The organism is Streptomyces sp. HB132, from assembly GCF_016909575.1.
Classification (GTDB): domain Bacteria; phylum Actinomycetota; class Actinomycetes; order Streptomycetales; family Streptomycetaceae; genus Streptomyces.
Genome location: NZ_JAFBGA010000008.1, coordinates 296,937 through 320,581 on the forward strand (window position 1 = coordinate 296,937; position 23,645 = coordinate 320,581).

The 23,645-nt window shown below is 71.3% G+C and carries 22 protein-coding genes; 9 read left to right on the top strand and 13 right to left on the bottom strand.

The features are described from left to right. The first annotated feature begins 34 nt into the window (after window positions 1–34). Genes JOC24_RS20015 through JOC24_RS20025 form a run of 3 tightly spaced genes read left to right on the top strand, consistent with a single transcriptional unit; the run spans window position 35 to window position 4,253 of the window. Window positions 35–1,327 carry a glycosyltransferase gene (locus JOC24_RS20015; protein ID WP_239580692.1) on the top strand — a complete coding sequence of 431 codons (1,293 nt, stop codon included), beginning with the start codon at window positions 35–37 and terminating at the stop codon, window positions 1,325–1,327. Next, entirely contained in the window at window positions 1,324–3,012 is a 1,689-nt protein-coding gene (locus tag JOC24_RS20020; protein ID WP_205021710.1) for a lipopolysaccharide biosynthesis protein, read from the top strand. The genes JOC24_RS20015 and JOC24_RS20020 overlap by 4 nt, the downstream gene beginning before the upstream one ends. Then, window positions 3,009–4,253: an MATE family efflux transporter gene (locus JOC24_RS20025; RefSeq protein WP_205021711.1), complete on the top strand. Its 1,245-nt coding sequence runs from the start codon at window positions 3,009–3,011 to the stop codon at window positions 4,251–4,253. The genes JOC24_RS20020 and JOC24_RS20025 overlap by 4 nt, the downstream gene beginning before the upstream one ends. Here the strand turns inward: JOC24_RS20025 and JOC24_RS20030 are convergent. Then, complete coding sequence (locus JOC24_RS20030) at window positions 4,222–5,757, bottom strand: hypothetical protein (RefSeq protein ID WP_205021712.1); 1,536 nt, start codon at window positions 5,755–5,757, stop codon at window positions 4,222–4,224. The two genes, JOC24_RS20025 and JOC24_RS20030, sit on opposite strands and share 32 nt — an antisense overlap. A gap of 109 nt (window positions 5,758–5,866) precedes the next feature. Between JOC24_RS20030 and JOC24_RS20035 the strand changes: the two genes are divergently transcribed. Next, window positions 5,867–7,027 carry a glycosyltransferase gene (locus tag JOC24_RS20035; protein WP_205021713.1) on the top strand — a complete coding sequence of 387 codons (1,161 nt, stop codon included), beginning with the start codon at window positions 5,867–5,869 and terminating at the stop codon, window positions 7,025–7,027. 3 nt (window positions 7,028–7,030) lie between these two features. Here JOC24_RS20035 and JOC24_RS20040 read toward each other — a convergent pair whose 3' ends face one another. The 5 genes from JOC24_RS20040 to gmd are packed head-to-tail and all read right to left on the bottom strand — an operon-like array spanning window position 7,031 to window position 12,540. After that, complete coding sequence (locus JOC24_RS20040) at window positions 7,031–7,858, bottom strand: glycosyltransferase family 2 protein (RefSeq protein WP_205021714.1); 828 nt, start codon at window positions 7,856–7,858, stop codon at window positions 7,031–7,033. Continuing rightward, a complete protein-coding gene (locus JOC24_RS20045; RefSeq protein ID WP_205021715.1) occupies window positions 7,855–8,556 on the bottom strand; it encodes a hypothetical protein in 702 nt (233 codons plus the stop codon). Before JOC24_RS20045 ends, JOC24_RS20040 begins: the two co-directional genes overlap by 4 nt. Continuing rightward, window positions 8,553–10,808 carry a LamG-like jellyroll fold domain-containing protein gene (locus tag JOC24_RS20050; protein ID WP_205021716.1) on the bottom strand — a complete coding sequence of 752 codons (2,256 nt, stop codon included), beginning with the start codon at window positions 10,806–10,808 and terminating at the stop codon, window positions 8,553–8,555. The genes JOC24_RS20045 and JOC24_RS20050 overlap by 4 nt, the downstream gene beginning before the upstream one ends. Next, window positions 10,805–11,530, bottom strand: a complete 726-nt coding sequence (locus tag JOC24_RS33400) for a CBM96 family carbohydrate-binding protein (protein ID WP_239580693.1) — start codon at window positions 11,528–11,530, stop codon at window positions 10,805–10,807. Before JOC24_RS33400 ends, JOC24_RS20050 begins: the two co-directional genes overlap by 4 nt. Beyond that, on the bottom strand, window positions 11,527–12,540 hold the full coding sequence (gmd, locus tag JOC24_RS20060) for a GDP-mannose 4,6-dehydratase (protein WP_031098066.1): 1,014 nt from the start codon (window positions 12,538–12,540) through the stop codon (window positions 11,527–11,529). The genes JOC24_RS33400 and gmd overlap by 4 nt, the downstream gene beginning before the upstream one ends. Before the next feature lie 115 nt (window positions 12,541–12,655). Here gmd and JOC24_RS20065 point away from each other — a divergent pair, with 115 nt between their 5' ends. After that, window positions 12,656–13,639 carry a GDP-L-fucose synthase family protein gene (locus tag JOC24_RS20065; protein ID WP_205021717.1) on the top strand — a complete coding sequence of 328 codons (984 nt, stop codon included), beginning with the start codon at window positions 12,656–12,658 and terminating at the stop codon, window positions 13,637–13,639. A 72-nt stretch (window positions 13,640–13,711) separates the two neighbouring features. Here JOC24_RS20065 and JOC24_RS20070 read toward each other — a convergent pair whose 3' ends face one another. The 5 genes from JOC24_RS20070 to JOC24_RS20085 all read right to left on the bottom strand — a co-directional run bounded on the left by JOC24_RS20070 (window position 13,712) and on the right by JOC24_RS20085 (window position 17,991). Next, complete coding sequence (locus JOC24_RS20070; RefSeq protein WP_374104512.1) at window positions 13,712–15,265, bottom strand: sugar transferase; 1,554 nt, start codon at window positions 15,263–15,265, stop codon at window positions 13,712–13,714. A gap of 222 nt (window positions 15,266–15,487) precedes the next feature. Next, the gene (locus tag JOC24_RS20075) at window positions 15,488–16,288 is read right to left on the bottom strand and encodes a transposase (protein ID WP_205021719.1); all 801 of its coding nucleotides are present in this window, start codon (window positions 16,286–16,288) and stop codon (window positions 15,488–15,490) included. Window positions 16,289–16,372: 84 nt separating this feature from the next. Further along, window positions 16,373–16,654 (bottom strand): helix-turn-helix domain-containing protein, encoded by a 282-nt coding sequence (locus JOC24_RS34240; RefSeq protein WP_374104513.1) that lies wholly within the window; start codon window positions 16,652–16,654, stop codon window positions 16,373–16,375. Between the two features lie 106 nt (window positions 16,655–16,760). Then, complete coding sequence (locus JOC24_RS20080) at window positions 16,761–17,243, bottom strand: hypothetical protein (protein ID WP_205021720.1); 483 nt, start codon at window positions 17,241–17,243, stop codon at window positions 16,761–16,763. A 301-nt stretch (window positions 17,244–17,544) separates the two neighbouring features. Further along, window positions 17,545–17,991, bottom strand: a complete 447-nt coding sequence (locus JOC24_RS20085; RefSeq protein ID WP_205021721.1) for an SRPBCC domain-containing protein — start codon at window positions 17,989–17,991, stop codon at window positions 17,545–17,547. A 261-nt stretch (window positions 17,992–18,252) separates the two neighbouring features. Between JOC24_RS20085 and JOC24_RS20090 the strand changes: the two genes are divergently transcribed. Beyond that, on the top strand, window positions 18,253–18,630 hold the full coding sequence (locus tag JOC24_RS20090; RefSeq protein ID WP_205021722.1) for an ankyrin repeat domain-containing protein: 378 nt from the start codon (window positions 18,253–18,255) through the stop codon (window positions 18,628–18,630). An 83-nt stretch (window positions 18,631–18,713) separates the two neighbouring features. On the opposite strand, the gene JOC24_RS20095 is transcribed toward JOC24_RS20090, so the two are convergent. Next, window positions 18,714–20,180, bottom strand: a complete 1,467-nt coding sequence (locus JOC24_RS20095) for a catalase (protein ID WP_205021786.1) — start codon at window positions 20,178–20,180, stop codon at window positions 18,714–18,716. Next, the gene (locus JOC24_RS20100) at window positions 20,173–20,652 is read right to left on the bottom strand and encodes a Fur family transcriptional regulator (protein ID WP_205021723.1); all 480 of its coding nucleotides are present in this window, start codon (window positions 20,650–20,652) and stop codon (window positions 20,173–20,175) included. Before JOC24_RS20100 ends, JOC24_RS20095 begins: the two co-directional genes overlap by 8 nt. Before the next feature lie 132 nt (window positions 20,653–20,784). On the opposite strand from JOC24_RS20100, the gene JOC24_RS20105 reads away from it, so the two are divergent. The 3 genes from JOC24_RS20105 to JOC24_RS20115 all read left to right on the top strand — a co-directional run bounded on the left by JOC24_RS20105 (window position 20,785) and on the right by JOC24_RS20115 (window position 23,582). Next, window positions 20,785–22,293, top strand: a complete 1,509-nt coding sequence (locus tag JOC24_RS20105) for an AlkA N-terminal domain-containing protein (protein ID WP_205021724.1) — start codon at window positions 20,785–20,787, stop codon at window positions 22,291–22,293. 27 nt (window positions 22,294–22,320) lie between these two features. Continuing rightward, window positions 22,321–22,830 (top strand): methylated-DNA--[protein]-cysteine S-methyltransferase, encoded by a 510-nt coding sequence (locus tag JOC24_RS20110; RefSeq protein ID WP_205021725.1) that lies wholly within the window; start codon window positions 22,321–22,323, stop codon window positions 22,828–22,830. Between the two features lie 95 nt (window positions 22,831–22,925). Next, window positions 22,926–23,582, top strand: a complete 657-nt coding sequence (locus JOC24_RS20115) for an alpha-ketoglutarate-dependent dioxygenase AlkB family protein (RefSeq protein ID WP_205021726.1) — start codon at window positions 22,926–22,928, stop codon at window positions 23,580–23,582. Window positions 23,583–23,645: the final 63 nt, after the last annotated feature.

The following is a 23,645-nucleotide window of genomic DNA, read 5'->3' on the forward strand; positions in this document are numbered from 1 at the left end:
GGAGAGGCTGTTCCGGGGGGAAGGCGATCATCCGTTGTCCGCTGCTGAGCATCAGAGGCCGTTCGAAAACCGCAGACTTCTCGTGGTCTCCACCAACTACGCCCCCGAGCTGACGGGCATAGGCCCGTACGCCACGCAGCTCGCCGAGCACTGGGCCGCGTCCGGGGCCAGGACCGAGGTCCTGACCGGCATGCCGCACTACCCCGCCTGGAGCGTGGACGAGCGGTACCGCGGAGTGTGGCGTACGCGGGAGAGCCGGGAAGGGGTGCGCGTGCACCGGCGCCGACATTACGTACCCCCCCGCCAGACGGCTCTTCGCCGTGCCGCGTTCGAGGCGTCCTTCCTCGTCCACGGAATCCTCGCCCCGCCACCCGGCCGACCCGACGCGGTGATCTCCCAGATGCCGAGCCTCGCGGGCGGCGTGATCGCCGCCCGGCTGGCGCGCCGCCACCGCGTCCCCCACATACCCGTCGTCCAGGACCTGATGGGCGCCGCCGCCGCGCAGAGCGGCATCCGAGGGGGAGACAGGGCGGCGGTCGTCGCCGCGAAGGCCGAACGTCACGCGCTGCGTGGCGCGGCACTCGTCGGCGTCATCCACGAGAGCTTCGTGGAAGGCGTCACCGCGCTCGGTGTGGACCCTGGACGCATCCGGGTCGTGCCCAACTGGACCCACGTGCGGCCCCCTTCGGCCGACCGCGCCGCCACCCGTGCCAGGCTCGGCTGGGCCGAGGGCACCCCCGTGCTCCTGCACTCCGGGAACATGGGCCTCAAACAGGGGCTCGACGTCCTGGTCGCTCTGGCGCGGCTGGCCCCGGACGTCCGGGTCGTCCTGATGGGCGACGGCAACCAGCGCGAACGGCTGCGCGAGCGGGCCAGGGGCCTGCCCAATGTCGACTTCCTCCCGCCGGCGGGCGCCGACGACTTCACCGACGTGCTCGCCGCCGCCGATGTGCTCGCTGTCACCCAGCGGGCATCCGTGCTCGACATGAGCGTCCCGTCCAAACTCACCTCGTACTTCGTCTCCGGACGCCCCGTCGTCGCCTCCGTGGCCGACGAGGGCGGCACCGCCGACGAGGTGCGCCGCTCGGGCGCGGGGGTTCTCGTGCCACCCGAGGACCCCGCAGCGCTCCTCGCCTCCGTACGCCGGCTGGCCGCCGACCCCACGGCGGCAGAGGCCCTGGGCGCGCACGGCCCGCGGTACGTCGCACAGCACCTGAGCAGGGAGGCGGGCCTCGCCCGCTTCGACGCCCTGCTGTCCGAGGCACTCGCGGACGCACGAACCGGGGACACGCGAACCGGGCACACACGAGGGGGAGCACGCCGATGACGCACCAGATCCGACCCCTGGACGACCAGGACGAACCGGCCCTGCTGCGCGACCAGTTCCGCCAGCTCCTGCGCTACCGGGCGCTGCTCGCCGGAGGCGTCGTCGCGGGCCTTCTCGGCGGAGGGTTCCTCGCCCTGAGCGGCGACGACACCTACACGGCCACCGGGGAGGTGCAGGTGCGGTCCGCGACCGCCGACCCCTTCTCCACCGGAGCCTCCGCCGACAAGGGCATCAACATCGGCTCCGAACGGCAGACCGCGGTCAGTGACACCGTGGGCGACCTGGCCGCCGGGGCCCTGCTCAAGAAGGGCGACGACGTCACCGCCCGCAAGCTGCTCACCGGCCTCCAGGTCACCAACCCGCCCAACACCCTGACTCTCCGCTTCTCCTACACCGGTGCCTCCCCCGAGCAGGCCCGCGACCGCGCCGAAGCGCTGGCCAACGCCTACCTGGCGCACCGCAAGGCGCGCACCCAGGAGAGCATCGACAACATGGCGAACGGCTACCGCGCCCAGCTCGAACCGCTCGAGGAGAAGCGCGACCTGCTGGAGGAGCGCACCGGGGTCGACGCCGCGGACGACGTCAGCAGCGCACGCGCGAACATCATCGTCTCCATCTCCGAACTGAGCCGGAAGATCTCCGAACTCAAGGCCCTCGACACCACTCCCGGCTACCTCAACAAGAAGCCGGTCGCCCCCACCGAGCCCGCCGGAGCCGGTCTCCCGCTGCTCCTCGGGCTCGGTGCGGTCGTCGGTCTGGCCCTCGGACTGCTGCTGTCCTGGGTGCGTCTCGTCTTCGACCCCGCCGTGCGCTCCCCCCGCGAACTCGTACGCTCCCTCGGGGCCCCGCTGCTCGGGACCCTGCCCAGGGAACGCGCCGCCAACGGAACCCTGCTCGCGATCGGACGCAGCGGTTCGCGGCTCGCCGAGGAGTACCGCGCGGTCGCCTTCCGGCTCGCCTACGACCCGTCGTTCGCGGACAGCCGCCGGCTCCTGGTCACCGCGCCGCGGGGGGACAACGCCGCGGCGTCCGCCGCGGCGGTCAACCTGGCCGCCGCCTTCGCCGAGATGGGCCGCGACGTCCTGCTCGTCGAGGCCGACCTGCGCACCCCCTCGCTGGCCCGCGACCTGGGGCCGGCGGCCCATGAGGTCCGGCCGCCGAGGTGGGCAGCCGAGGAGGGCGACCGCAGCTGGCCGGCGGGCGGCCGCTGCAACGTGGACGTGCCGGGCTCCGGGGCGTTCGCCCTCGTGGCCGGGACCACCGCGGACAACGTGCCGCGCGCCCTGACCGCCGCGTCCGTCGCGCGGATCGTGGCCGAGGCCGACCGCCCCGGCGCCGTGGTCATCGTCCTCGCCCCACCGGTGCTGTCGTACGCCGACGCGGTCGCGCTCGTCGACCGGGTCGAGGGCGTCATGATCGTCTGCGACCCGCGCGAGACGCACCGCAGCGACCTGGAACGCATCCGGGAGATCATCGGAGCCTCCGGCGGCCAGGTGCTCGGCGCACTGCTCCACACCGGCCGGGGCGGGCCGGGCCGCGTGGAACGCCGGGCCAGGTCCGGCCGGCGCCGCGGTGGCGGTGGTCCGGGCGTCCCGGCCCTCGAGGCGGACGCGCCGGAGATCACCGGGAATCCGGACGAGACCATGGGGCTGCGCTCCTTCACCCTCCCGGGGGCGCGCCGGTGAGAGCCCGCACCGCGATCCTCTGCTCGGTCGCGGACCAGGGCGTGGCGGCGCTCACCAACATCCTGGTGCTCGTGGCCGCGGCCCGCCTCTCCACCGTGGCCGACTTCGCCCGCTTCTCCGCCGTCTACCTCGTCTTCACGGTGCTGCTGGGCGTCTCCGGCGCGTACACCGGGCAGCCCCTGGTCCTGCGGCGCGGCGCCGGTGAGGACGTCCGGGGTGCCTGCCGCTCTGCCGTCGTGTTCACCGTGGTGGCCGCGGCCGCTCTGGGCGGCCTGCTCGCCGCCGTCTGCCTGTTAGTCCCGGGGGACACCGCCCGCGCGTTGGTGATGCTGGGCCTCGTCCTGCCGGTGGTGCTGGGGCAGGACGCCCTGCGCTACGCCTTCTCCACCCTGCAGCAACCCCATCTCGCCCTGTGCGGGGACCTGCTGAGGCTCGCCTGTGTGCTGGGCGCGCTGTCCGTCCAGGGCTACGGGGCCACCCCTGCCCGGCTGGTCCTGGTCTGGGGACTGTCCGCCTTGCCGGCCCTCGTGCTGTCCGCCGCACTGCTGCACCGCTCGACCGCCGGGACCGGGCTGCTGCTGCGCCCGATGCTCATGCGGGGGCACCTCGGGCGGCGCTTCGTCGTCGAATTCGGTGTCGGCAACGCGACCAGCCAGCTCGCCGTCCTCGGTCTCGGGGCCGTCGGCAACCCACTCCTTGTCGGCGCCCTGCGTGGGGCCACCACCCTGTTCGGGCCGCTCAACGTGCTGTTCACCTCCGCCACGTCCTTCGGCCCGCCCCTGCTCGGCCGCATCGGTGACGAACGGCGCCTTGTCAGGGCCACCGCGGGACTCGCCGCCGTCCTCGCCGCCACCGCCGCCCTCTGGGCCACCGCGCTGGCCCTGCTGCCCGAGCGGGCGGGGCACGAACTCCTCGGTGACACCTGGCCGGCGGCCGCCGCCCTGCTTCCGGCGACCGGCAGCCAGTACGCGGCGATGGCGGCAGGCACCTGCGGACTGCTCGCCCTGCGCATGCTGGACCCGCGCACGACGCTGAGCATCCAGGTGGTCTTCTCGCTCACCGCCGTGGCCCTGATGGCCGGCGGATACGTCCTCGGCGGCGTCCCCGGGGCGGCCTGGGGGCTGTGCCTCGGATCGCTCTGCAAGGCCGCCGCCACCTGGACCAGGGTCGCCCGGCTGCGCCGCGGGGCACAGGGCGCGGAAAGGACCGTCAGCGCCGACGCGCTGCCCTCCGCTCCCTGAACGTGGTGATCAGCAGCAGGCACAGGGCGGCGATCGCCAGCTTCCCCGCCGCCTGGAGCAGCGGACCACGCAACAGGATGAAGGTGTACCCGGCGATGAGAGGTGCCGCGATCGCCAGCACACTGCCCGGGCCCGGACCCGCCCGGGTGACGGCCAGCGCGTACCTGCGGTCGGTACGGGCCGCGGCGTAACCGATCAGGGCCAGGCCGCCGATCATCCCGGTCGCGCCGAAATCGACCCAGAACTCGGTCCACAGAGGGGCCGAGAGGTTGGTCATACGCAGCCCCATCCACTGCCCGACCCTTACCCCGGTGTCCTCAGGCTTCCCGCTCCACACCGCGCGCGGCACGAAGAACAGTGCGGAGCCGGCGAGTTGGCGGCCGTAGGTGTGCTCCCTGGTGTCGACCCAAGAGATGGTGTTGGCGAACATCACCATCTGGTCGTAGTCCTTGGTCACCAGCGGCTCGAAGACCGAGGCCGACTGCGCGGACCGCTGTGCTTCGTCGTCGTACCGGAACTTGTCCGCGTACGGGAACACCACCAGTGCCCCCACCACCCCCGTCGCCAGCACGGTGCGGTAGACCGCCGCACTGCTCGGGAGCGCGGTGAACACGAACGCCATCAGCACCGTCAGGAACCAGTAACGGGCGTTGGATATCGGGTTGTTCACCACGAGGTTCAGTGCTCCGAGCGCCACCCACACCAGCACCGTGGACGGGGTGCGCCGGGCCCGGTAGGAGGTCGCCAGACGGCGGGTGTAGAGGAGCAGTGCCAGCAGCGCCGGGACCTGGCCGAAGCCCTTGAGGAACGCCGAGCCGACATTGGACCCCTCCGCCGCGACCCCGGTCGCCGCGACGGTCTCGTTGATCTCCTGCCGGCTGGAGAAGAAGACCGCGGGCCCGCCCAGCTTCAGCATGTAGAACGCGCTCGCCGCGAATGCCACCAGCACCAGCAGCCGCAGCCGCACGGGATGCGCGAGAGCGGGACCCCAGCTCCGCACCGAGACCGTACGGCGTCGCAGCGGGCGCCGCGAGGCCAGCAGCGCCCCCAGGTCGTAGGCGGCACACCCCACCAGAACCATCGCGATGGCCGTGACCAGGTCCTGGCGCGGTCCCACCATCGGCGTCGGCGTCTGCCCGATCACCACCTGGGCGAACGGGGCCACGCCCATCGCGATGTACACGAACATCCAGAAGACGCCCTGGAGCAGCCGCCGCCGGGTGGAGAGGATCATCGTCGCCAGCCGCGCCCCGGCGTAGCAGGTCAGGACAAGCTGGAGCCAGTACGCCGTGTCCCGGACCTCGCTGCCGGGCTGGGCGGCGATCACCGCGGGCAGGAAGCAGACCAGCCCCAGGATGAGCGGCACGGACAGGGCCCGCGACAGCATCGACCAGGCGATGGGCTGCTCGGGCGGCTCCGGGACGCCGCCCGGGGCCCATGCCCACTCCGGACGCGCGACCGCGCGGGCGGCCTGCTCCTGCGCCGACGTGTGCACCGACGTCATGCGCCCCCCCCGGGATCAGTGAACCGCTGAACACTCTAACGAATCAGCCCACTTGAGGGGGCGCGATGACTACCCTGTGAATTATTGGCCGCAGTCGAGGGGAACTCTGGTGAAAGTCCTGCACGTTGTCACGCTCCACACTCCGGACCATGCCTTCGGCGGGCCGACCCGGGTGGCGTTCAACCTCTCCAAGGTCCAGCGGGCGAACGGCCATGACGCGCGCGTCATGGCCCTCGGCGACGGCTTCCCCGACGGCGAACTGCCCAGCCACGTGGAGGGAGTTCCCGTCCACCTCTTCCAGGCACGGCACCTGCTCCCGATGTTCGAGGTCAGCGGCATCACCTCCGCCGCGCTGCTGCGCACCGCGCGCCGCATGATGCGTGGCGCCGACCTCGTGCACGTCCATCTGATGCGGGACCTGGTGACCCTGCCGGCGGCGCTCCTCGCGCTCGCGACCCGCACACCCCTGGTCGTCCAGACACACGGCATGATCGACCCCACCGAGAAGAAGGTCGCCCAGCTCACCGACGTCCTCGGGGTCCGCAAGGTGCTGCGCGAGGCCGACGCCGTCCTGCACCTCACCGAGATGGAGCGGGTCGATGTGAACGCCGTCGCGGCTCCCGTACCGCTCACCCGCACCGTGCGGCTGGTCAACGGCGTCCGCCCGCAGGAGCGCAAGCCCGCCCGCGACCCCGGCCGCCCGCCGACGGTGCTGTACCTCGCCCGCATCCAGGAGCGAAAGCGGCCCGAGGACTTCATCGCCGCGATGCCGCACGTCCTCGCCCGCCACCCGGACGCCCGCTTCGTGCTGGCCGGCCCGGACACCGGCGCGCTGGCCGGCACCCTGGCCCTCGCCCGGGAGCTGGGTGTCACGGACTCACTCGACCATGTGGGCCCGCTGGAGCACGACGAGGTCCTCGCCGCCGGACGCGAGGCCGATGTGTACGTGCTCCCGGCGATCGAGGAGCCGTTCCCGGTCTCGGTCCTGGAGGCGATGTCGGTCGGCACTCCGGTCGTCATCACCCGCACCTGCGGGCAGGGCCCCGATGTGTCGGGGGCCGGTGCGGGCCGGGTCATCGACAGCCGGGTCGGCGAGGACGCGGCCAACGCCCGCAAGGTCGCCGACGCGATCCTGGAGCTGCTGGAGCCGGAGGCCGCCGAGCAGGCGGGCAAGGCGGCCTGGCAGCTGGTCAACGACCGGTTCACCATCGAGGCCGTCACCGCCACCCTCCGGCGGACCTACGAGGATGTGGTCCGCCGGAGGCGGTGAGCCTCAACCTGTCTTTCCCTCGCGGGACTTGAGGGCGATCTGCCAGCGGTAGAAGCTCATCGCGAGGGCGAAGTCCAGGCCCGCACGCCCGTCGAGGAATCCCCGCCGGTAGACGTACATGTAGGCGAAGGACACCAGCGGCTTGAACGGCGCCTTGTGGAAGAGCTGCCCCTGACGGGACTTCACCTTCCGCACCTGCTCCTTGACCTCGGGGTGGTGCTCCAGCCACGCCTCCCAGTCCGAGTAGCGGTTGTGCCGTTCGAACCAGGCGGTGACCGGGTCCAGGTCCTGGTGCTCGATGGGGTTGCTCAGCGCCGAGGCCGTCGCCGCGACCGGCTGGTAGTGCCCCTCCACCTCACCGATGCCCGGTGCCGCGAGGTCGCCGACCTCCGGGTAGTGGCACCGGGTCCGGTCGGTCAGGGACCGCTTGCGGATCGTGTAGCCGTGCCGCAGCCGCTTCCCGGAGAACCAGTAGCCAAGCGGTATGTCGTACGCGGCCGGCTTCGGGCTGTCCGTGTCGGCGAAGATCCGCCGCAGCTCCGCCAGCAGCCCCGGACTGAGCCGCTCGTCCCCGTCGAGCAGCAGGATCCAGTCCAGATCCGTGCGGACGTTCTCCAGGCACCACTGCTTCTTGCGCGGATGTCCTCCGTCCCAGGTGTACGTGACCACTTCGGCCCCGCACTCCTCGGCGATCTTCGCTGTGTCGTCGGTGCTGTGGGAGTCCACCACGACGACCGCCTCGAAGTGGCCGAGGACCGACTTCACCGCCTCGGCGATGTTCAGTCCCTCGTTCTTGGTGGGGATCGCGACGGCGATGGGGAGCTTGCTCATCCATTGTCTCCTTGAGGCAGCCAGGCGTAGCAGCCTGTGGAGGTGAAGGCGCGGGCGGACTCCGGGACGGTGACCTCCACCCGCTTGCCGTCGGCGGAGGAACCCGAGTCGAGTTCCTTGCCGCCGGCTCCGGTCAGCTGCCAGTTGCACGCCTTGGTGGGGGAGGGGGCCGTGTACCGTCCCGGCCGGATCTTCGCGCCCTTGTGGGTGCCGTCGGCGTAGCCGAGTGCCGCCTCGTCGAGGAGGTCCTGGTGCCGGGGGCAGAGATGGGCCACGGCCGGCTTCGCGTCCGTGATCTCGCCGGAGACGATCGCGCCGACGGCGATGTCGCGGTCCGCCTTGACCAGGTAGCGGAGCCGGTCACAGGTCTCCTGCCCCGTCTGGAGTACCGCGGCCGGGTCCATCCCCTCGGGTACGCGGTCGGTCAGATACTCCTTCTGCTTCTTGGTGAGGGAGCCCGTGGCCGGGGTGATGTCCCCGGCGGGCGCCTTCGGTGTGCCGGTGGACTTCCGGGGGCTCGGCGTCGTCGTCCGGGCCGCCGGAGGTGCGACGGAGGGCGTGGGGGAGGCCGCGACGGACGGCTTGCCACCCGCCCCGGCCTCCCCGCCCCCGTCGCCGGACCCGCCGGACGAGCCGCAGGCGGCCAGCACCGCCGTCGCGAGGGCGACGGCGGCGCTGGCCAGGAACGGGTATCTCATGCACCGGTCCTCAGGGCGTAGTGAGCGCTGACCTGGGAAGCGCTCAGGGCGGTCGGGTACACGGCGGTCTCGTCGATCTGGCCGGCGAAGAAGTTGCTGGTCGGGCGGTTCGGCCAGCTGGCGAGGCTGTCCCCGCCCACCCTCCAGTAGCCGGGGTAGCTCTCGTTGCCCGTGTAGAAGAAGTTGGAGGCCCGGAGCTGCCCGTCCACGTACAGCGCCATGCCTCCGGTGCCCTGCGTGGCGACGACGTGGTGCCAGTTGCCGTCGTTGTAGGCCCCCGTCGTGGTGACGGTGCGGTAACCGCCGCTGTAGACACCGAACACGAGACGCCCGTTGTTGGCCATGTAGACCTGCTTGTCGTAGCGGGTGCTGTTCTGCATGGTCAGATTGCCGAACCCGATGACCTTGCCGCCACGGGTGGTGGTGGTCTTGATCCAGGTCTCCACGGAGAAGCGGGTGGGCGACGCGTGCAGCTTGTTGCTGTACGCGTATTCGGCGGCGCCGTCGAAACCGATGGCCGTCGAGTCGCCCGCGATCGCGGCGGGGGTCTGCCGGTAGGAGGGCGCGTTGCGCAGGAAGCCGTTGTTCGACGCGCTCGTGGTGTCCGCCGCGAAGGTGGAGGTGCCCTCGTCGTAACGCCAGTAGAGCGAGGCGCCGTCGGACAGCACCCGCGCCGGATAGGGCTGTGTGGAGGCCGCCACGGTCGCCGACTGCGCGGGGGACTTGGCGCTGGTGTTGGTGCCGTCGCTCGCGGTGATGCGGTACGAGTGCGTCTCGCCCACCGACACGTCGGTGTCGGTCCACTTCAGCTGCGGACGGTTCCAGAAGAGCGAGTAGCCCGTGACGGTGTGCACGGGCGTGCTCGCACCGTCCTTGTAGATCCGGTAGGTCAGCTCCCCGTCGTCGGTGTCGAAGCTGGTCTGCCAGTTGACGTCGATCCGCCCCGGGGCGACCGTGGACAGGCTGACGTTGGGCACCCACGGCGCCCCGGTGTCCGGGCCGTCGGCGAACCGGGTCAGCCCCTGCTGGCCGGAGCCGTTGACGGTGGTGAACTCGCCGCCGACCCACAGGTAGTGGCGGCCGCCCTTGTCGGTCTGCGTCATGACCCGCGGCCCGACCGGCTCTCCGATGCCGTCGTTCGTGTCGGGGAACCAGGGCAGGAGCGTCGGGTCTTCCACGGACTGGGCCAGCAGGTGCCTGCGCGGCTGGTCGGGGAACCCTCCCATGCTGGCGCAGTCGTGGGCGTGGCTACCGCTGTACAGCACGCCCGAGTGCACCAGGACGGCCTGGGTGGCGCCCAGGCAGGTGTCCCGCCAGCGCTGCTGGTAGTCGTCGAGGTCGATGGCGATCCGGCCGTCGAACACCCCGCCGCCGGTGCCCTCGTTGGCGGTGTACAGGCCGGTCGCGTCCGTCGTGAGGTCCTGCACCGTCGAGGTGTTGGGGATGAAGCCCGGGAAGCCCTTGGTGAGCGCGCCCGTGGTGGCGTCGACCACGGCCAGGGCGTGTGAGTTGGTGCCGTTGACGGTGAAGAAGTCCCCGCCGAGGGCCACGTGCCGCCCGTCCGGGGTCACCTGGACCGCCCGCGCCACCTCGTCCGCGTTCGCGGTCCACGGCAGCAGACCGGCGGCCGTGGTGACCGCCGCGAACTTGTTCCGGGTCTGGCCGCCCACGCTGTTGAAGTCGCCGGCCAGGTAGACGGTGTCCGCCGTGACGTCCAGGGCCCGTACCGTCGCCGAGACGGCGATCTTGAAGTCCTGGCGCGGCGTGCAGGTCGCCGTGTCGACGGCCACGATGTTGCTGACGCCCACCCCGTTCACCGCGCCGAACTGTCCGCCGGCGTAAAGGGTCCCGCCGTCCGGGGAGAGCGCGAGGGCCCGTACGGTCGCGGTCCCCGAGGACAGCGTGAACGCCAGGCTGCACCCCGTCGGCGCGCCCGTCGCCGCGTCGAAGGCCGCGAAGTTGGCCGCGGGCTGTTCCGAGGTGCCCGCCGGCGCGTCCGGCGGACGGACGGTGGAGAAGGTGCCGCCGGCGTAGACGACCCCGTCCGTCGCGGCCATGGACCAGACGATGCCGTTGGTCTGCCAGGTGGTGAGGTCGTCCGCTGTGATGGACACCGGCGGTGTGAGCGCCGCCGCCGGGGAGGTCCCGGCCGCTGTCGCGGTCAGGGCTCCGGCGAACAGGCAGAGCGCGGCGGACGCGGCCCGCACACGGCCGCTCCCCCCATGTCTCCGCCCCGTGCTTCCGTTCATCATTCATCTCCGAAGGTGAGGACGAGCTGCGGCCGGCAGGCCGCGGTTGCCTCGCTCGACCAGATGCGGAGACTGTCCGTTCCGCTGCTGGTCAGGGCGAGTGAGGTGACGGAGCCGAGGGCCCCGTCCAGAGCCGTCGCGGCGAGGTCCGCCGAGTGGTCGGTGGAGACCTCGGACGCGCCGGTGATGGTCCCCAGCACGGACGTGGAGAGCGTCGGCCGGGTGTTGTGGGTGACCGCCGACTCGGTCCTCTCGCCGGTGACCGGCACGCTGCTGTGGCTGTCGGCCGAACCCGCCGTCGAGTCCGACGAGGTACGGAAGGTGAGCCGCGCGTTCCTGAGCGCCCGGCCCACCGGAGCCGACGGCAGCGCGCGGGCGGTGCCGTCCGCCGCGACGTCGAGGGCGCGCACCGTCGCACCGGACCGCGGCGAGAAGCCCGTACGCGGCCGGCAGGCGGTCGCGTCGCTCCCGGCGGGCGATCCGGCAGGCCGGATGGCCGTGAAGGTGCCGCCGGCGTGGACCACCCCGTTCGCCCCGGCGAGCGCCCGGACGATGCCGTTGGCCCGGTACGTGGACAGGGCGTCGGCGGTGAAGCCGACCGGAGGGGTGAGCGCGGCGGCCGGGGGAGCGGTGACCGAGGCGGCGCCGAGCGTCCCCGCGGCCGGCGTGAGGACCGATGCGAATACGCCGCCCCGGGTGCGTCTGAGACGTCCTGGCCCGCTCACCGGTCCACCCGGACCGCGGATCCCGTGAGCTGGTCGCTCAGCAGCCTGATGTCCGCGTCCACCATGATCCGGGCGAGCTCCCGCGACTTCACCTCCGGCTTCCAGCCGAGGAGTTCCTCGGCCTTCGACGCGTCACCGATCAGCGCGTCGACCTCGCTGGGGCGCTCGTACTTCGGGTCGTAGCGGACGTGCTCCGCCCAGTCGAGGCCCGCGTGCTCGAAGGCGTACTCGAGGAACTGCCGCACGCTGACCCCTTCGCCCGTGGCCACCACGTAGTCGTCGGGGGTGTCGCACTGGAGCATCCGCCACATCGCCTCCACGTACTCGGGGGCGTACCCCCAGTCGCGTACGGCGTCGAGGTTGCCCAGGTGCAGCCGGTCCTGGAGGCCGGCCTTGATCCTCGCCACCCCGCGGGTGATCTTGCGGGTCACGAAGGTCTCGCCCCGGCGCGGGGACTCGTGGTTGAACAGGATGCCGTTGGTCGCGAACATCCCATATGCCTCACGGTAGTTGACCGTCGCCCAGTACGAGTAGACCTTGGCCACGCTGTACGGGCTGCGCGGGTGGAACGGGGTCTTCTCGTTCTGCGGGGGCGGGCTCGCGCCGAACATCTCGGAGGACGAGGCCTGGTAGACGCGGGTGTCGATCCCGCTGGCGCGGACCGCCTCCAGCAGCCGGACGGTGCCCAGGCCGGTGACGTCACCGGTGTACAGCGGTGCGTCGAAGGACACCCGGACATGGGACTGGGCGCCCAGGTTGTAGACCTCGTCCGGCTGTATGTCGCGCAGCAGGTTCACCAGCGCCACACCGTCGGAGAGATCGGCGTGGTGGAGGACGAAGGACCGGTTCGCCTCCTCGGGCCCCTGGTAGATGTGGTCGATCCGCTCCGTGTTGAAGCTCGACGAACGCCGGATCAGCCCGTGGACCGTGTACCCCTTCTCGAGCAGCAGCTCCGACAGGTACGAACCGTCCTGGCCGGTCACGCCGGTGATGAGTGCGGTCTTTGCCATGACTCCCCCCTTCTGTGGTCGCCCTTGGGGCGGTTTGTGTCACCGAAATTTCATGATCTGAGTGGAATGGGGCAAAGAGTCACCCGGGCACCGGGCGGCTGGCAGAATCCGAGCCATGACGACTGAAACCCCCGGCCCGGCCCGGGAATCCGCCCACCCCCTGCTGCGCCCGGGAGCCCGCATATTCGTCGCGGGCCACCGAGGTCTCGTCGGTTCGGCCCTGGTGCGCCGCCTCACCGCCGACGGGCACGAGGTGATCACCCGCGGCCGTGACGAACTCGATCTGCGCGAGGCGGCGCCGACCGAGGCGTTCCTGCGCGAAGCCCGCCCGGACGCCGTCGTGCTGGCCGCCGCCAAGGTGGGCGGGATCATGGCCAACAGCACGCGTCCGGTGGAGTTCCTGGAGGACAACCTCCGCATCCAGCTCTCCGTGATCGCCGGCGCGCACGCCGCCGGCGTCCAGCGACTGCTCTTCCTCGGCTCGTCGTGCATCTACCCCAAGCACGCCCCGCAGCCGATCCGTGAGGACGCCCTGCTCACGGGCCCGCTGGAGCCGACCAACGAGGCCTACGCGCTGGCCAAGATCGCCGGGATCGTACAGATCCAGTCCTACCGCCGGCAGTACGGCGCCGCGTACATCAGTGCCATGCCCACCAACCTCTACGGCCCCGGGGACAACTTCGACCTGGAGACCTCGCACGTGCTGCCCGCCCTGATCCGCCGCTTCCACGAGGCGAAGCTGGACGGGGCCCACGAGGTCACCCTGTGGGGATCCGGCAGCCCCCGCCGCGAGTTCCTCCACGTCGACGATCTCGCCGCCGCCTGTGTGCGGCTGCTGGAGACCTACGACGGGGACGAACCCGTCAACGTCGGGTGCGGCGAAGACCTGACGATCCGTGAACTGGCCGAGACCGTCAGGGACGTGACGGAGTACCAGGGATCCGTCGTCTGGGACACCTCGAAGCCCGACGGCACTCCGCGCAAGCTCCTCGACGTGTCCCGGCTCTCCTCCCTCGGCTTCAAGCCGCAGATCGCCCTGCGGGACGGCATCGCCCGCACGTACGCGTGGTGGCTCGGAAGCCGGACCTCCCGGAGCTGACCCTGCGGCCGGACGGCCGCGGTACGTCCTGAACCCGTGCACGCGACCCCCCACGTGTCCCCCCACCACGTCTCAGTACGCCCCGCGGCCGTCGGTGACCGCGCGCACCGTCCGGGCCAGCAGCCCCATGTCGCCGACCACCGACCAGTTGTCGACGTACCAGAGGTCCAGCGACACCGTCTCCTGCCAGGACAGGTCCGAGCGGCCGCTGACCTGCCACAGGCCGGTGAGGCCCGGCCGCACCGCCAGTCGCCGCAGCTCCCTCTCGTCGTAGCGCGAGACCTCCTCCGGAAGCGGTGGACGCGGTCCTACCAGGGACATGTCACCCCGCAGCACGTTGAGGAGTTGGGGGAGCTCGTCCACTGACGTCCGGCGCAGGGCGTGGCCGATCCGGGTCACCCGGGGATCGCGGCGCATCTTGAACATCGGGCCCTCGCTCTCGTTCGCCGCCACGAGCTGCTCCTTGAGGGACTCCGCGTCCGCCACCATCGTGCGGAACTTCCACATCACGAACGGCCTGTTGTGCCGGCCGTGACGGGTCTGGCGGTGGAACACCGGGCCGGGCGACGAGAGCCGCACCGCGAGGGCCACCCCGAAGAACAAGGGGGAGAGGGCCAGCAGCCCGAGAGCGGCACCGGCCCGGTCCACGACGGTCTTGAGCACGGCCTGCGGGCCGCGCCGCAGCGGTGGTGCGACGTGCAGCAGCGTCAGGCCGGCCGCGGAGACCGGCCGCACCCTGGGTGCGGCGACCCCCGACAGGTCCGAGAGCACGCAGAGGGCCAGCCCGCCGTCGTGCAGTCCCCACGCCAGCCGGCGCAGCCGGTCCTCGCCGAGCTGCGGGCCGGGCGCGACGAGGACCAGGTCCGCGTCGTGGGCGAAGGCGCCGCCGAGCACCGTGGTCACGTCGTCGTCGGCGGGTTCGGGCGCCAGCCGTCCCGGCACCGGCGTCCCGCAGTCAGGTGCCACCGGGCCCACCGGGACCACGGCCACGGCGGAGTATGGCTGGTCCTTACGGGAGTTGAGCAGCTTCACCGCCCGGTTCAGGCCCGCAGCCTCGCCGACCACGAGGACCCGGCGGGATCCCCGCCGCCCCGCGGTCCGCAGCAGCCGGCCCGCGGCTCCCGCGAGGACGGCCAGGGCCAGGCCGGGGAGCAGGGCTGTGACGGCGGTCGCCGGGTCGAGGCCCCCACCCGTCGCGGCCAGCAGCACCGCCAGCACTCCGACGAGGACGAGCCAGTCGCCGACGGGGGCATACGCCGCCGCCCCCGCGCCTTCCGCGGGCAGCTGACGCGCGTACCGTCCGCGTGCCGCGCGAACGCAGGTCCACACCAGCGCCGCGGACGCCGCGGCGGCCCACGGCCCCGGCTGAGCGCCGGCCCGTAGCACGAGCCAGGCGGGAACCCCCAGTCCCAGCAGGTCCGTCAGGACGAGGAACGGCACACGCGGATCGGGCTTGTTCCTCGCCCGCGGTCGCTCCGCGTGGTCGCGCTCAACGGTCGTCGGTGGTCTCCACACACGCTCCGGAGCCATCGTGCGGTTCCGGGACCCGGCGGTACGCGGTCGTGGTGCACCCGCGAGCCCGACAGGCCCGGATATATCCGATTCAGGTATTTCGACATGCCCCATGAACCCCCCAGCCACAGTTGCATCCCCACAAACGGGGCGCATCCGCCGATCCCATGGACTGACGGATGCGCCCTCGCTCGTGCACGATATCCACACACGTGCCATTTCGCTGGAGTTCTCGTGAAGTTCAGACACTGCGGACGCTGTGATCCGCGTCGCGCCGGACGGGTGCCCGCAGGGGGTGCCCTTAGCGGTCGGCTCCGGAAGTCCTTCGGGGGTTGATCACTCTGCCAGTGCGGCCGAGGATTCTTGGTGGTGATCGGTGGTGTGCCGGTCGGGCCTGGCCAGCAGATCGTCCAGGTCTGAGATGGTGAACCTCCACTGGAACGGCTGTGCCGTGGCGTTGTAGCGGTCTTCGAATGCTCGGAGCCGGTCCCCGACCTGGGCCGGGTCGGGGAAGTCGTTGGGCGAGACGACCTTGCGCTGCACGACGGAGAAGTAGATCTCCACCTGGTTCAACCAGGAGGCGTGCACCGGGGTGCGGACCGTGACCGCGTTCGGGTGGGCCTCGGCCAGCCGGTCGGCGGCCTTCTTGCCACGGTGGGAGGAGCCGTTGTCGACGATCCAGAACACGCGCTTGGCGCTGGCGTACGGCTCCTCGCTCATCACCTGGGTGACCAGGTTCATGAACGGGTCGATGCCGGTGGGCGCTTCGGTACGGCCGAACACGCGGGCGCGGTGGACGTCGTAGGCGGCGAGGATGGGGTGGCAGCGGCAGCGGGCCTGGATGGAGGTCTTCTCGTCGGCGCTGATGACGTACTCGTCCGCGCCGACCGGTGTGCCGTTCCAGGTGTCGGCGTACAGGTTCAGCACGCGCTCGGCCTTGGCCCGGAAGCCGGAGTCGGTGATGAAGATCCAGGAGCGGTGCTGCCGGGGCTTGAGGGCGTCCCGCGTCAGCCGGCGGCGCACGGTGGAGGCCGACAGGAAAGGCGCGATGCTGCGCTCGACCGCCTCGCGGGCCAGCTCCGGGCACGACCAGCGGGACAGCGGCACGCCGGTCTCGGCGGGCAACTGGCAGGCCATTGCCGCGACCTGAGCCGCCTGCAGTGCGGTGAAGGAGGGCGGGCGGCCGGTGCCTTGCGGTCCGCCGGACCGGGCAGCCTCTTCTCAGCGAAGCGGGCCCTGCCACCTGCGCACGGTGTCTACGTGCACACCGACCCGCTCCGCTATTCGAGCGTTGGCCGGCCCGCGTGCCGCGTGCAGGACGATTTGGGCGCGGAGGTGTAGCTGGTACTCGGTCCTGTGGCCCCAGGCCATCTTCTTCAGCCGGTGCCGCTCGCTGGCAGCCAGGGCTGTCGGGCATGCGGTGGCAACGGGCACGGACACCTCTCGACCGCTGGTCGTGGCCTGGCAGAACTGCTTATTTCTGCGAGGCATATGCGTCGACATGTGCGTGCAGGGCGCCGTGCGCCGGCGGAGCGGCCCGGTCCACGCAGTCGGTCCTCAAGAGGAGACCGGGGGACCGGGTGTCCGATGTTCGACTCAGGCGCCGCCTTCAGGCGTGCCCAGGGGCGGCGACGCGAAGATCGAGGAGCTGTCGGGTATGCACGGGCACATGGTCTTCGGCGAGGCCATCTATGAGGCTTGTCAGTGGAATCGGCTGGTCCAGCACGAGTGCGTCATTGGAAAGGAGGAGCGACGGCACCAGAACCGAGGCGGCTTCCTCGTTGAGTCGATCGGCGATGTCGCACAGGACGGTGGCCTGGCTCCGGACGTGATCAATCAGGTCCGCACGACCTGAGTGCTCGGTGATGATCCGGTCAAGATTCCAGGTGTCGAGGGAGATCCGGTTGTCGAAGGTGGGCCGTGAGCCGGCGACGACGCCCAGAGCAACCGCTGCGATCGAGGCGTCGACGCTGAGGAGATGGGCCAGTATCTGGTCGGCGTTCCATCCTCCATCGTCCGCGTCGCCGAGGTCGGGGATGGCCGCCGCATCGAGCAACCTGTCGTAGGCGCTTCGAAGTACTGTCGTGTCCATAGCATGCTTCCTTCATTCGGGGCGTGTCGAACTCGAATCCCGCTCTGCTGCCTCAGCGACGCGTTTGATGTTCGCCAACCGCCGGTCCCAGTAGGCCGCGAGCGAGGCCATCCACCGTGCCGTCGTGTCCGGCCTCCAGGACGGCGAGGCGCTTGACCGCCGACGGGAAGTCGTTCGGCGAGCGTCGTGGCAGTGGCCTCGCCCGGTGCGGCGAGCAGGTCGCGCAGTTGACGTCGCGTCGGGCCGGCCAGCGCACCGAGGACGCTGTCGACGACCTCGGCGGCGCCGGGACGTTCTTCCGTCACGTGGAGGGCTGTTCGGCGCGTGTCTTGAGCGCGTCGAGCTCCAGGGGCCAGCCTTCCGTGTGGTCCTTCAGGTTCTGACTGCGCAGCTCCTCGGACCCGGCCAGCGCCGCGAACCCGCTCTCGACGACGCGCAGCCGCGTCTGCTCGCCTTCCGGGGTCAACGTGAACTCCACGAGCGTGCTGTTGTCCTCGCGCAGCTCCTCTCCGGGGAACGCGCTGGTCCAGCGGTACGCCAGGTACGTGGGCGGCTCGGCCTTCTCCACACGCACCGGGAAGTCGCCGTGCTCGGCGTTCTTCGCCATCATCGACTCGCCTTCCTTGGCCACGGTGCCGGGCAGGCTCGCCTTGTCGGCCACCCAGAACCCGGGTTGGGCCACCAGCGACCAGACCCGCTCCAGGGGTGCTGTGATCAGGGTTTCGCGTTCGATCCGGTCCTCGCTCATGGGGGACTCCTTCGCCGTCACCATCGGATGCAACCCCAGGGTTGCACTTCGACCGCCTAGGCGCAACCCAAGGGTTGCACCTGGGTGGTGATCGTTGGTTGGTGATGGTGGAGAGGGACTGGGTGAGGGCCGTGAGGCTGCTCAAGGACCGTGATGATCGCGTCCCACCAGCGGTCGGCACGCCTGCGCACCTCGGCCACGAAGTCAACCGCAGCGTCAACCCCCGAAGGACTTCCGGAGCCAACCACTTAGCCTGAGGGCATGGAACCGCTTTCCGAGGAACAGACCCGCCGGCTCGTCGCGATCGTGATGGATCTGGCCAGGCAGGGCCGTACGCAGGAGCTGCTGGAGTTCTTCGACCACGGGCTGCCGGTCGACGTCCAGGACCAGGAGGGCAACACGGCCCTCATGCTCGCCGCATACCACGGGCGGACGGAGACGGTGCGGGCGCTCGTCGGACGCGGCGCCGATGTCGACCGGCGCAACGGCCGGGACCAGTCGCCTGTCGCGGGGGCCCTGTTCAAGGGCGAGGACGCGATCGTCGCGGTGCTGATCGCCGCGGGCGCGGACCTCGACGCTGGGACACCCAGTGCACGGGCCACGGCCGAGATGTTCGGGAGGACGGCGCTGCTGGAGTAGCTGCGCGGGTCTCATCGCAGCACAAGGGGCCCCGGGCGACGTCGCGTTGCCCGGAGCCCCTCACGTACGGCCTTCGGCCAGGACTACTTGGCGGCCTGCAGGGCCTCGATGGCCTTGCGCACACCCTCGCCGTAGGCCGGGTCGGCCTGCGTGCAGTGACCGATGTGACGCTCGATCGTGGCCTTCGAAGCGCCGTCGATGGCCCGGGCGGTGTTGCCGAACAGCGCGTCCTGCTCCTCCGGCGTCATCGCCCGGAACAGGTTCCCCGGCTGCTCGAAGTAGTTGTCGTCGTCCTCGCGGTAGTCGAACCGGTCGGCGGCGGCACCGTCGAGGGCCAGGCCCGGCTCGGCGAACTGCGGCTGCTCCGCCCAGCGGCCGTAGCTGTTCGGCGTGTAGCCGGGCACCGCACCCTGGTTGCCGTCCACGCGCAGCTGGCCGTCGCGGTGGTAGGTGTTGACGTTTTTCGCGCCGCGGGGCTGGTTCACCGGGATCTGGTGGTGGTTGACACCGACGCGGTAGCGCGCGGCGTCGCCGTACGAGAACAGCCGGCCCTGCAGCATGCGGTCGGGCGAAGCGCCCACGCCGGGAACGAGGTTGGCCGGGGTGAAGGCGGCCTGCTCCACGTCGGCGAAGTAGTTCTCCGGGTTGCGGTTGAGCTCGAACTCGCCGACCTCGATGAGCGGGTAGTCCTTCTTGGACCAGACCTTGGTGAGGTCGAACGGGTGGTAGCGGTACGTCGCGGCGTCCGCCTCCGGCATGACCTGGATGTAGAAGGTCCACTTCGGGTGGTCGCCGCGCTCGATGGCGTCGAACAGGTCCACCTGGGAGGACTCGCGGTCGGCGGCGACAACCGCGGCGGCCTCCTCGTCGGTCAGGTTCTTGATGCCCTGCTGCGTACGGAAGTGGAACTTCACCCAGAAGCGCTCGTTGCTCTCGTTGACGAACGAGTAGGTGTGCGAACCGAATCCGTGCATGTGGCGGTAGCCGTCGGGGATACCGCGGTCCGACATCACGATGGTGATCTGGTGCAGGGCCTCGGGGAGGTTGGTCCAGAAGTCCCAGTTGTTCTCCGCCGAGCGCAGGTTGGTGCGCGGGTCGCGCTTCACGGCGCGGTTGAGGTCGGGGAAGTGGTGGGGGTCGCGGTGGAAGAAGACCGGCGTGTTGTTGCCGACGACGTCCCAGTTGCCCTCCTCGGTGTAGAAGCGGAGGGCGAAACCGCGGATGTCGCGCTCCGCGTCGGCCGCGCCGCGCTCACCCGCGACGGTCGAGAACCGGGCGAAGAGCTCGGTCTCCTTGCCGACCTCGGAGAACAGTGCGGCCCTGGAGTACCGGGTGATGTCCTGCGTCACCTTGAAGGTGCCGAAGGCGCCCGACCCCTTGGCGTGCATACGACGCTCCGGGATGACCTCACGGCTGAAGTGGGCCAGCTTCTCGAGGAACCAGACGTCCTGGAGCAGCATCGGGCCGCGGGGGCCGGCCGTGACGGCGTTCTCGTTGTTCGCGACCGGTGCGCCGGCGGCGGTGGTCAGCGGCTTCGTGTTGTCAGTAATTTTCCTGCTCCTCTTTGTGGAAACTTCGGTGCACCGACTCCGGGTCCCGCTGACCGCGCTCGGTCCGACATCCGGGGCACAGGCCCCAGTACGTCACCTCTACGTGGTCGACGGTGAACCCGTGATCCTGGGGCGCCTCGAGACGCGGAGCGCCCGGCGGGACATCGACGTCGGCGATCGTGCCGCAGGCGCGGCAGACCACGTGCTGATGGTCGTCCCCGGACTGTCCCTCGTACCGTGCCGGGGAATTCGGCAGGTCGATCCGCCGGGCCAGTCCGGCGTCGACGAGCGTCTTGAGCACGTCGTAGACGGCTTGGGTCGAGACCGTGCCGATGCGTGTTCGTACCAGGGTGAGGAGGGTACTGACATCGGAGTGCGGGGCCTCGTGGACCGCCGAGAGCACGGCGACCCTGGGGCGGGTCACTCGCAATGACGCTCCGCGCAGGAGCGTCCTGGCCTCGGTTTCGATCACACACGCAGTCAACCACTTTTCTGGAATGATTCCAATCAAAGACACATAAGAGAACTGTGATCGATCAAATCTGCGCAGCGTGCTGTCCGATACCCGCCAGCACCGCTGGGCGCGATGCCGCACCCTGGAGGCATGACCAGCGACGACAGCAGGTACGAGGCGGTGACCAGCCGCGATGCCCGGTTCGACGGAGAGTTCTTCTTCGCCGTGTCCACGACTGGCATCTACTGCCGTCCGAGCTGCCCCGCCACCACGCCCCACCGACGGAACGTGACGTTCTTCCCGACCGCGGCCGCCGCCCAGAGCGGCGGATTCCGTGCCTGCCGGCGCTGCCGCCCCGACGCGGTCCCCGGCTCCGCCGGCTGGAACGTGCGCGCGGACCTGGTGGGCCGGGCGATGCGGCTGATCGGCGACGGGGTCGTCGACCGCGAAGGCGTCGCCGGGCTGGCCGCGCGTCTCGGATACAGCGCCCGTCAGGTGCAGCGCCAGCTGAACGCCGAGGTCGGCGCGGGGCCCATCGCGCTCGCCCGCGCCCAGCGGGCCCACACGGCGCGGGTCCTGCTGCAGACCACCACCCTGCGGGCCGCCGAGATCGCGTTCGCCGCCGGCTTCGCGAGCGTGCGGCAGTTCAACGACACGGTGCGGGAGATCTACGCGCTCACCCCCGGGGAGCTGCGCGCCACCCGCCCCGGCCGCGCCTCCCGCTTCGGCTCCGTCGGCATCGCGGACGGAGCCGGGGGAGTGCCGCTGCGGCTCGCCCACCGGGGGCCGTACGCCGCCGGCGAGGTCTTCGACCACCTGGCGGCCCGCGCCCTCGACGGCATCGAGGAGATGGCCGGCGAGAGGGGCGACCGCACCTACCGGCGGACCCTGCGCCTGCCCCACGGCACAGGCATCGCCGAGGTGCGCGAGAGCACCGGCGGGAGCACCGGCGGGGGCTGGCTGGAATGCAGGCTGCATCTGAGCGACCTGAGCGACCTGACGACCGCCACCCAGCGGATGCGCCGCCTCTTCGACCTCGACGCCGACCCCCACGCAGTCGCGGAGCGCCTCGGCGCCGATCCCGCACTGGCCCCGCTCGTCGCCCGTACGCCGGGGCTGAGGGCACCCGGTGCCGCCGACGTCCACGAACTGACCCTCAGGGCGGTCCTCGGCGGGCAGGTCTCCGTAGCGGCCGGGCGCCGGCTCGGCAGCGCGCTGGTGGCCGCGTACGGCGCACCGCTCCGGGTGCCCAGCGGCGGCCTCACCCGTACGTTCCCCGCAGCCGGCGCCCTGGCCGAGGCGGGGCTGGACGAACTGGGGATGCCGGATTCGCGGCGGGCCGTCCTGCGCGGCGTCGCCGCGGCCCTCGCCGAGGGCCGGATCCGCCTCGACCCGGGCGCGGACCGGGACCGGGCCGAGAAGGAGCTGCTCGGTCTGCGGGGCGTCGGGTCCTGGACGGCCGGATACGTCCGGATGCGGGCGCTCGGCGACCCGGACGTCCTGCTGACCGGCGATGCGGCGGTCCGCGCGGGGATGCGGCACGCGGGTGCCGAGGCGGTGGACGCCGAGGCATGGCGGCCCTGGCGCACCTACGCCATGCACTACTTCTGGAACGCGGCGGCCGACCGCCGTCGCACCGCTTCGGCGGGACGGATCTGAACGATGACGTCGGAAGGGACCGGAACGATGACGCTCCACACCACGATGGACAGTCCGCTGGGCGAACTCCTGCTGGTCGGCGAGGAGTCGGCCACCGCGCCGGGCGGCACCGCCCTGGCATCGCTGTCCGTGCCAGGCCAGAAGGGCGGCGCGACGGTCCGGGACGACTGGACGAAAAGCACGGACGCGTTCGCCGTGATCGCCGCCGAACTGCGCGCTTACTTCAACGGCAGCCGGACCGAGTTCGGCATCGAGTACGCCGCCGGGCGCGGCACCGACTTCCAGCGTCGGGTGTGGGCTGCCCTGGAGGCCGTTCCGTACGGCACCACGCTCAGCTACGGCGAGATCGCCGCGCGGATCGGCGCGTCGCGCGCCGCGGTGCGCTCGGTGGGCACCGCGATCGGTGCCAACCCGCTGCTGATCGTGCGCCCGTGCCACCGTGTGATCGGCGCGAGCGGTGCACTGTCCGGCTACGCGGGCGGTCTCGACCGCAAGCGGGAATTGCTGGAGTTGGAGAGACGCCGCCCGAAGGCCTGACCGCGCCGTGCGACGTGACCGCCGGGACGTCCGGCGACCCGCCCCGTCTCCCAGGAGAGCCACCCCATGACCACCTCAACCGACCACGCCTCGCGATGGACGCCCTGATCCCCCGCCCCGCCGTGGAAGTCGCCCCGGGAGCCTGGCACGTACCCGGCTGGCTCACCCCCGCCGAGCAGCGCGGGCTCGTGACCGCCTGCCGTGCCTGGGCCACCGGGCCCGTCCCGATCCGGCACACCCGCCTGCCGCGCGGCGGCGTCATGTCCGTACAGACCGTGTGCGTCGGATGGCACTGGCAGCCGTATGCGTACACCCGCACGGCGGACGACGTGAACGGCCGCAGGGTCGCCGCGTTCCCGGACTGGATGCTTCGGCTCGGACGCCGAGCCGTCCTGGAGGCGTACGGCGACGAGGAGGCCGCACGGGAGTACACCCCGGACACCGCGCTCATCAACTTCTACGACGGGCAGGCCCGGATGGGCATGCACCAGGACAAGGACGAGCGGTCGTCCGCCCCGGTGGTCTCCCTGTCCATCGGCGACGCCTGCGTCTTCCGTGTCGGCAACACGGAGACCCGAACCAGGCCGTACACCGACGTCGAACTGCTCTCGGGAGACCTGTTCGTCCTCGGCGGCCCCTCACGCTTCGCCTACCACGGGGTGCCCAAAGTCCGGGAGGGCACCGGTGATCCGGACACCGGGCTGAACTCCGGGCGGCTGAACATCACGATGCGGGTCACCGGGCTCGCGTAGCCGCGGCCGGCCGCCCCTCCACATTCCCGCTGCGCCCGGTTCGCTGTCAGTGCCGGCCAGTAG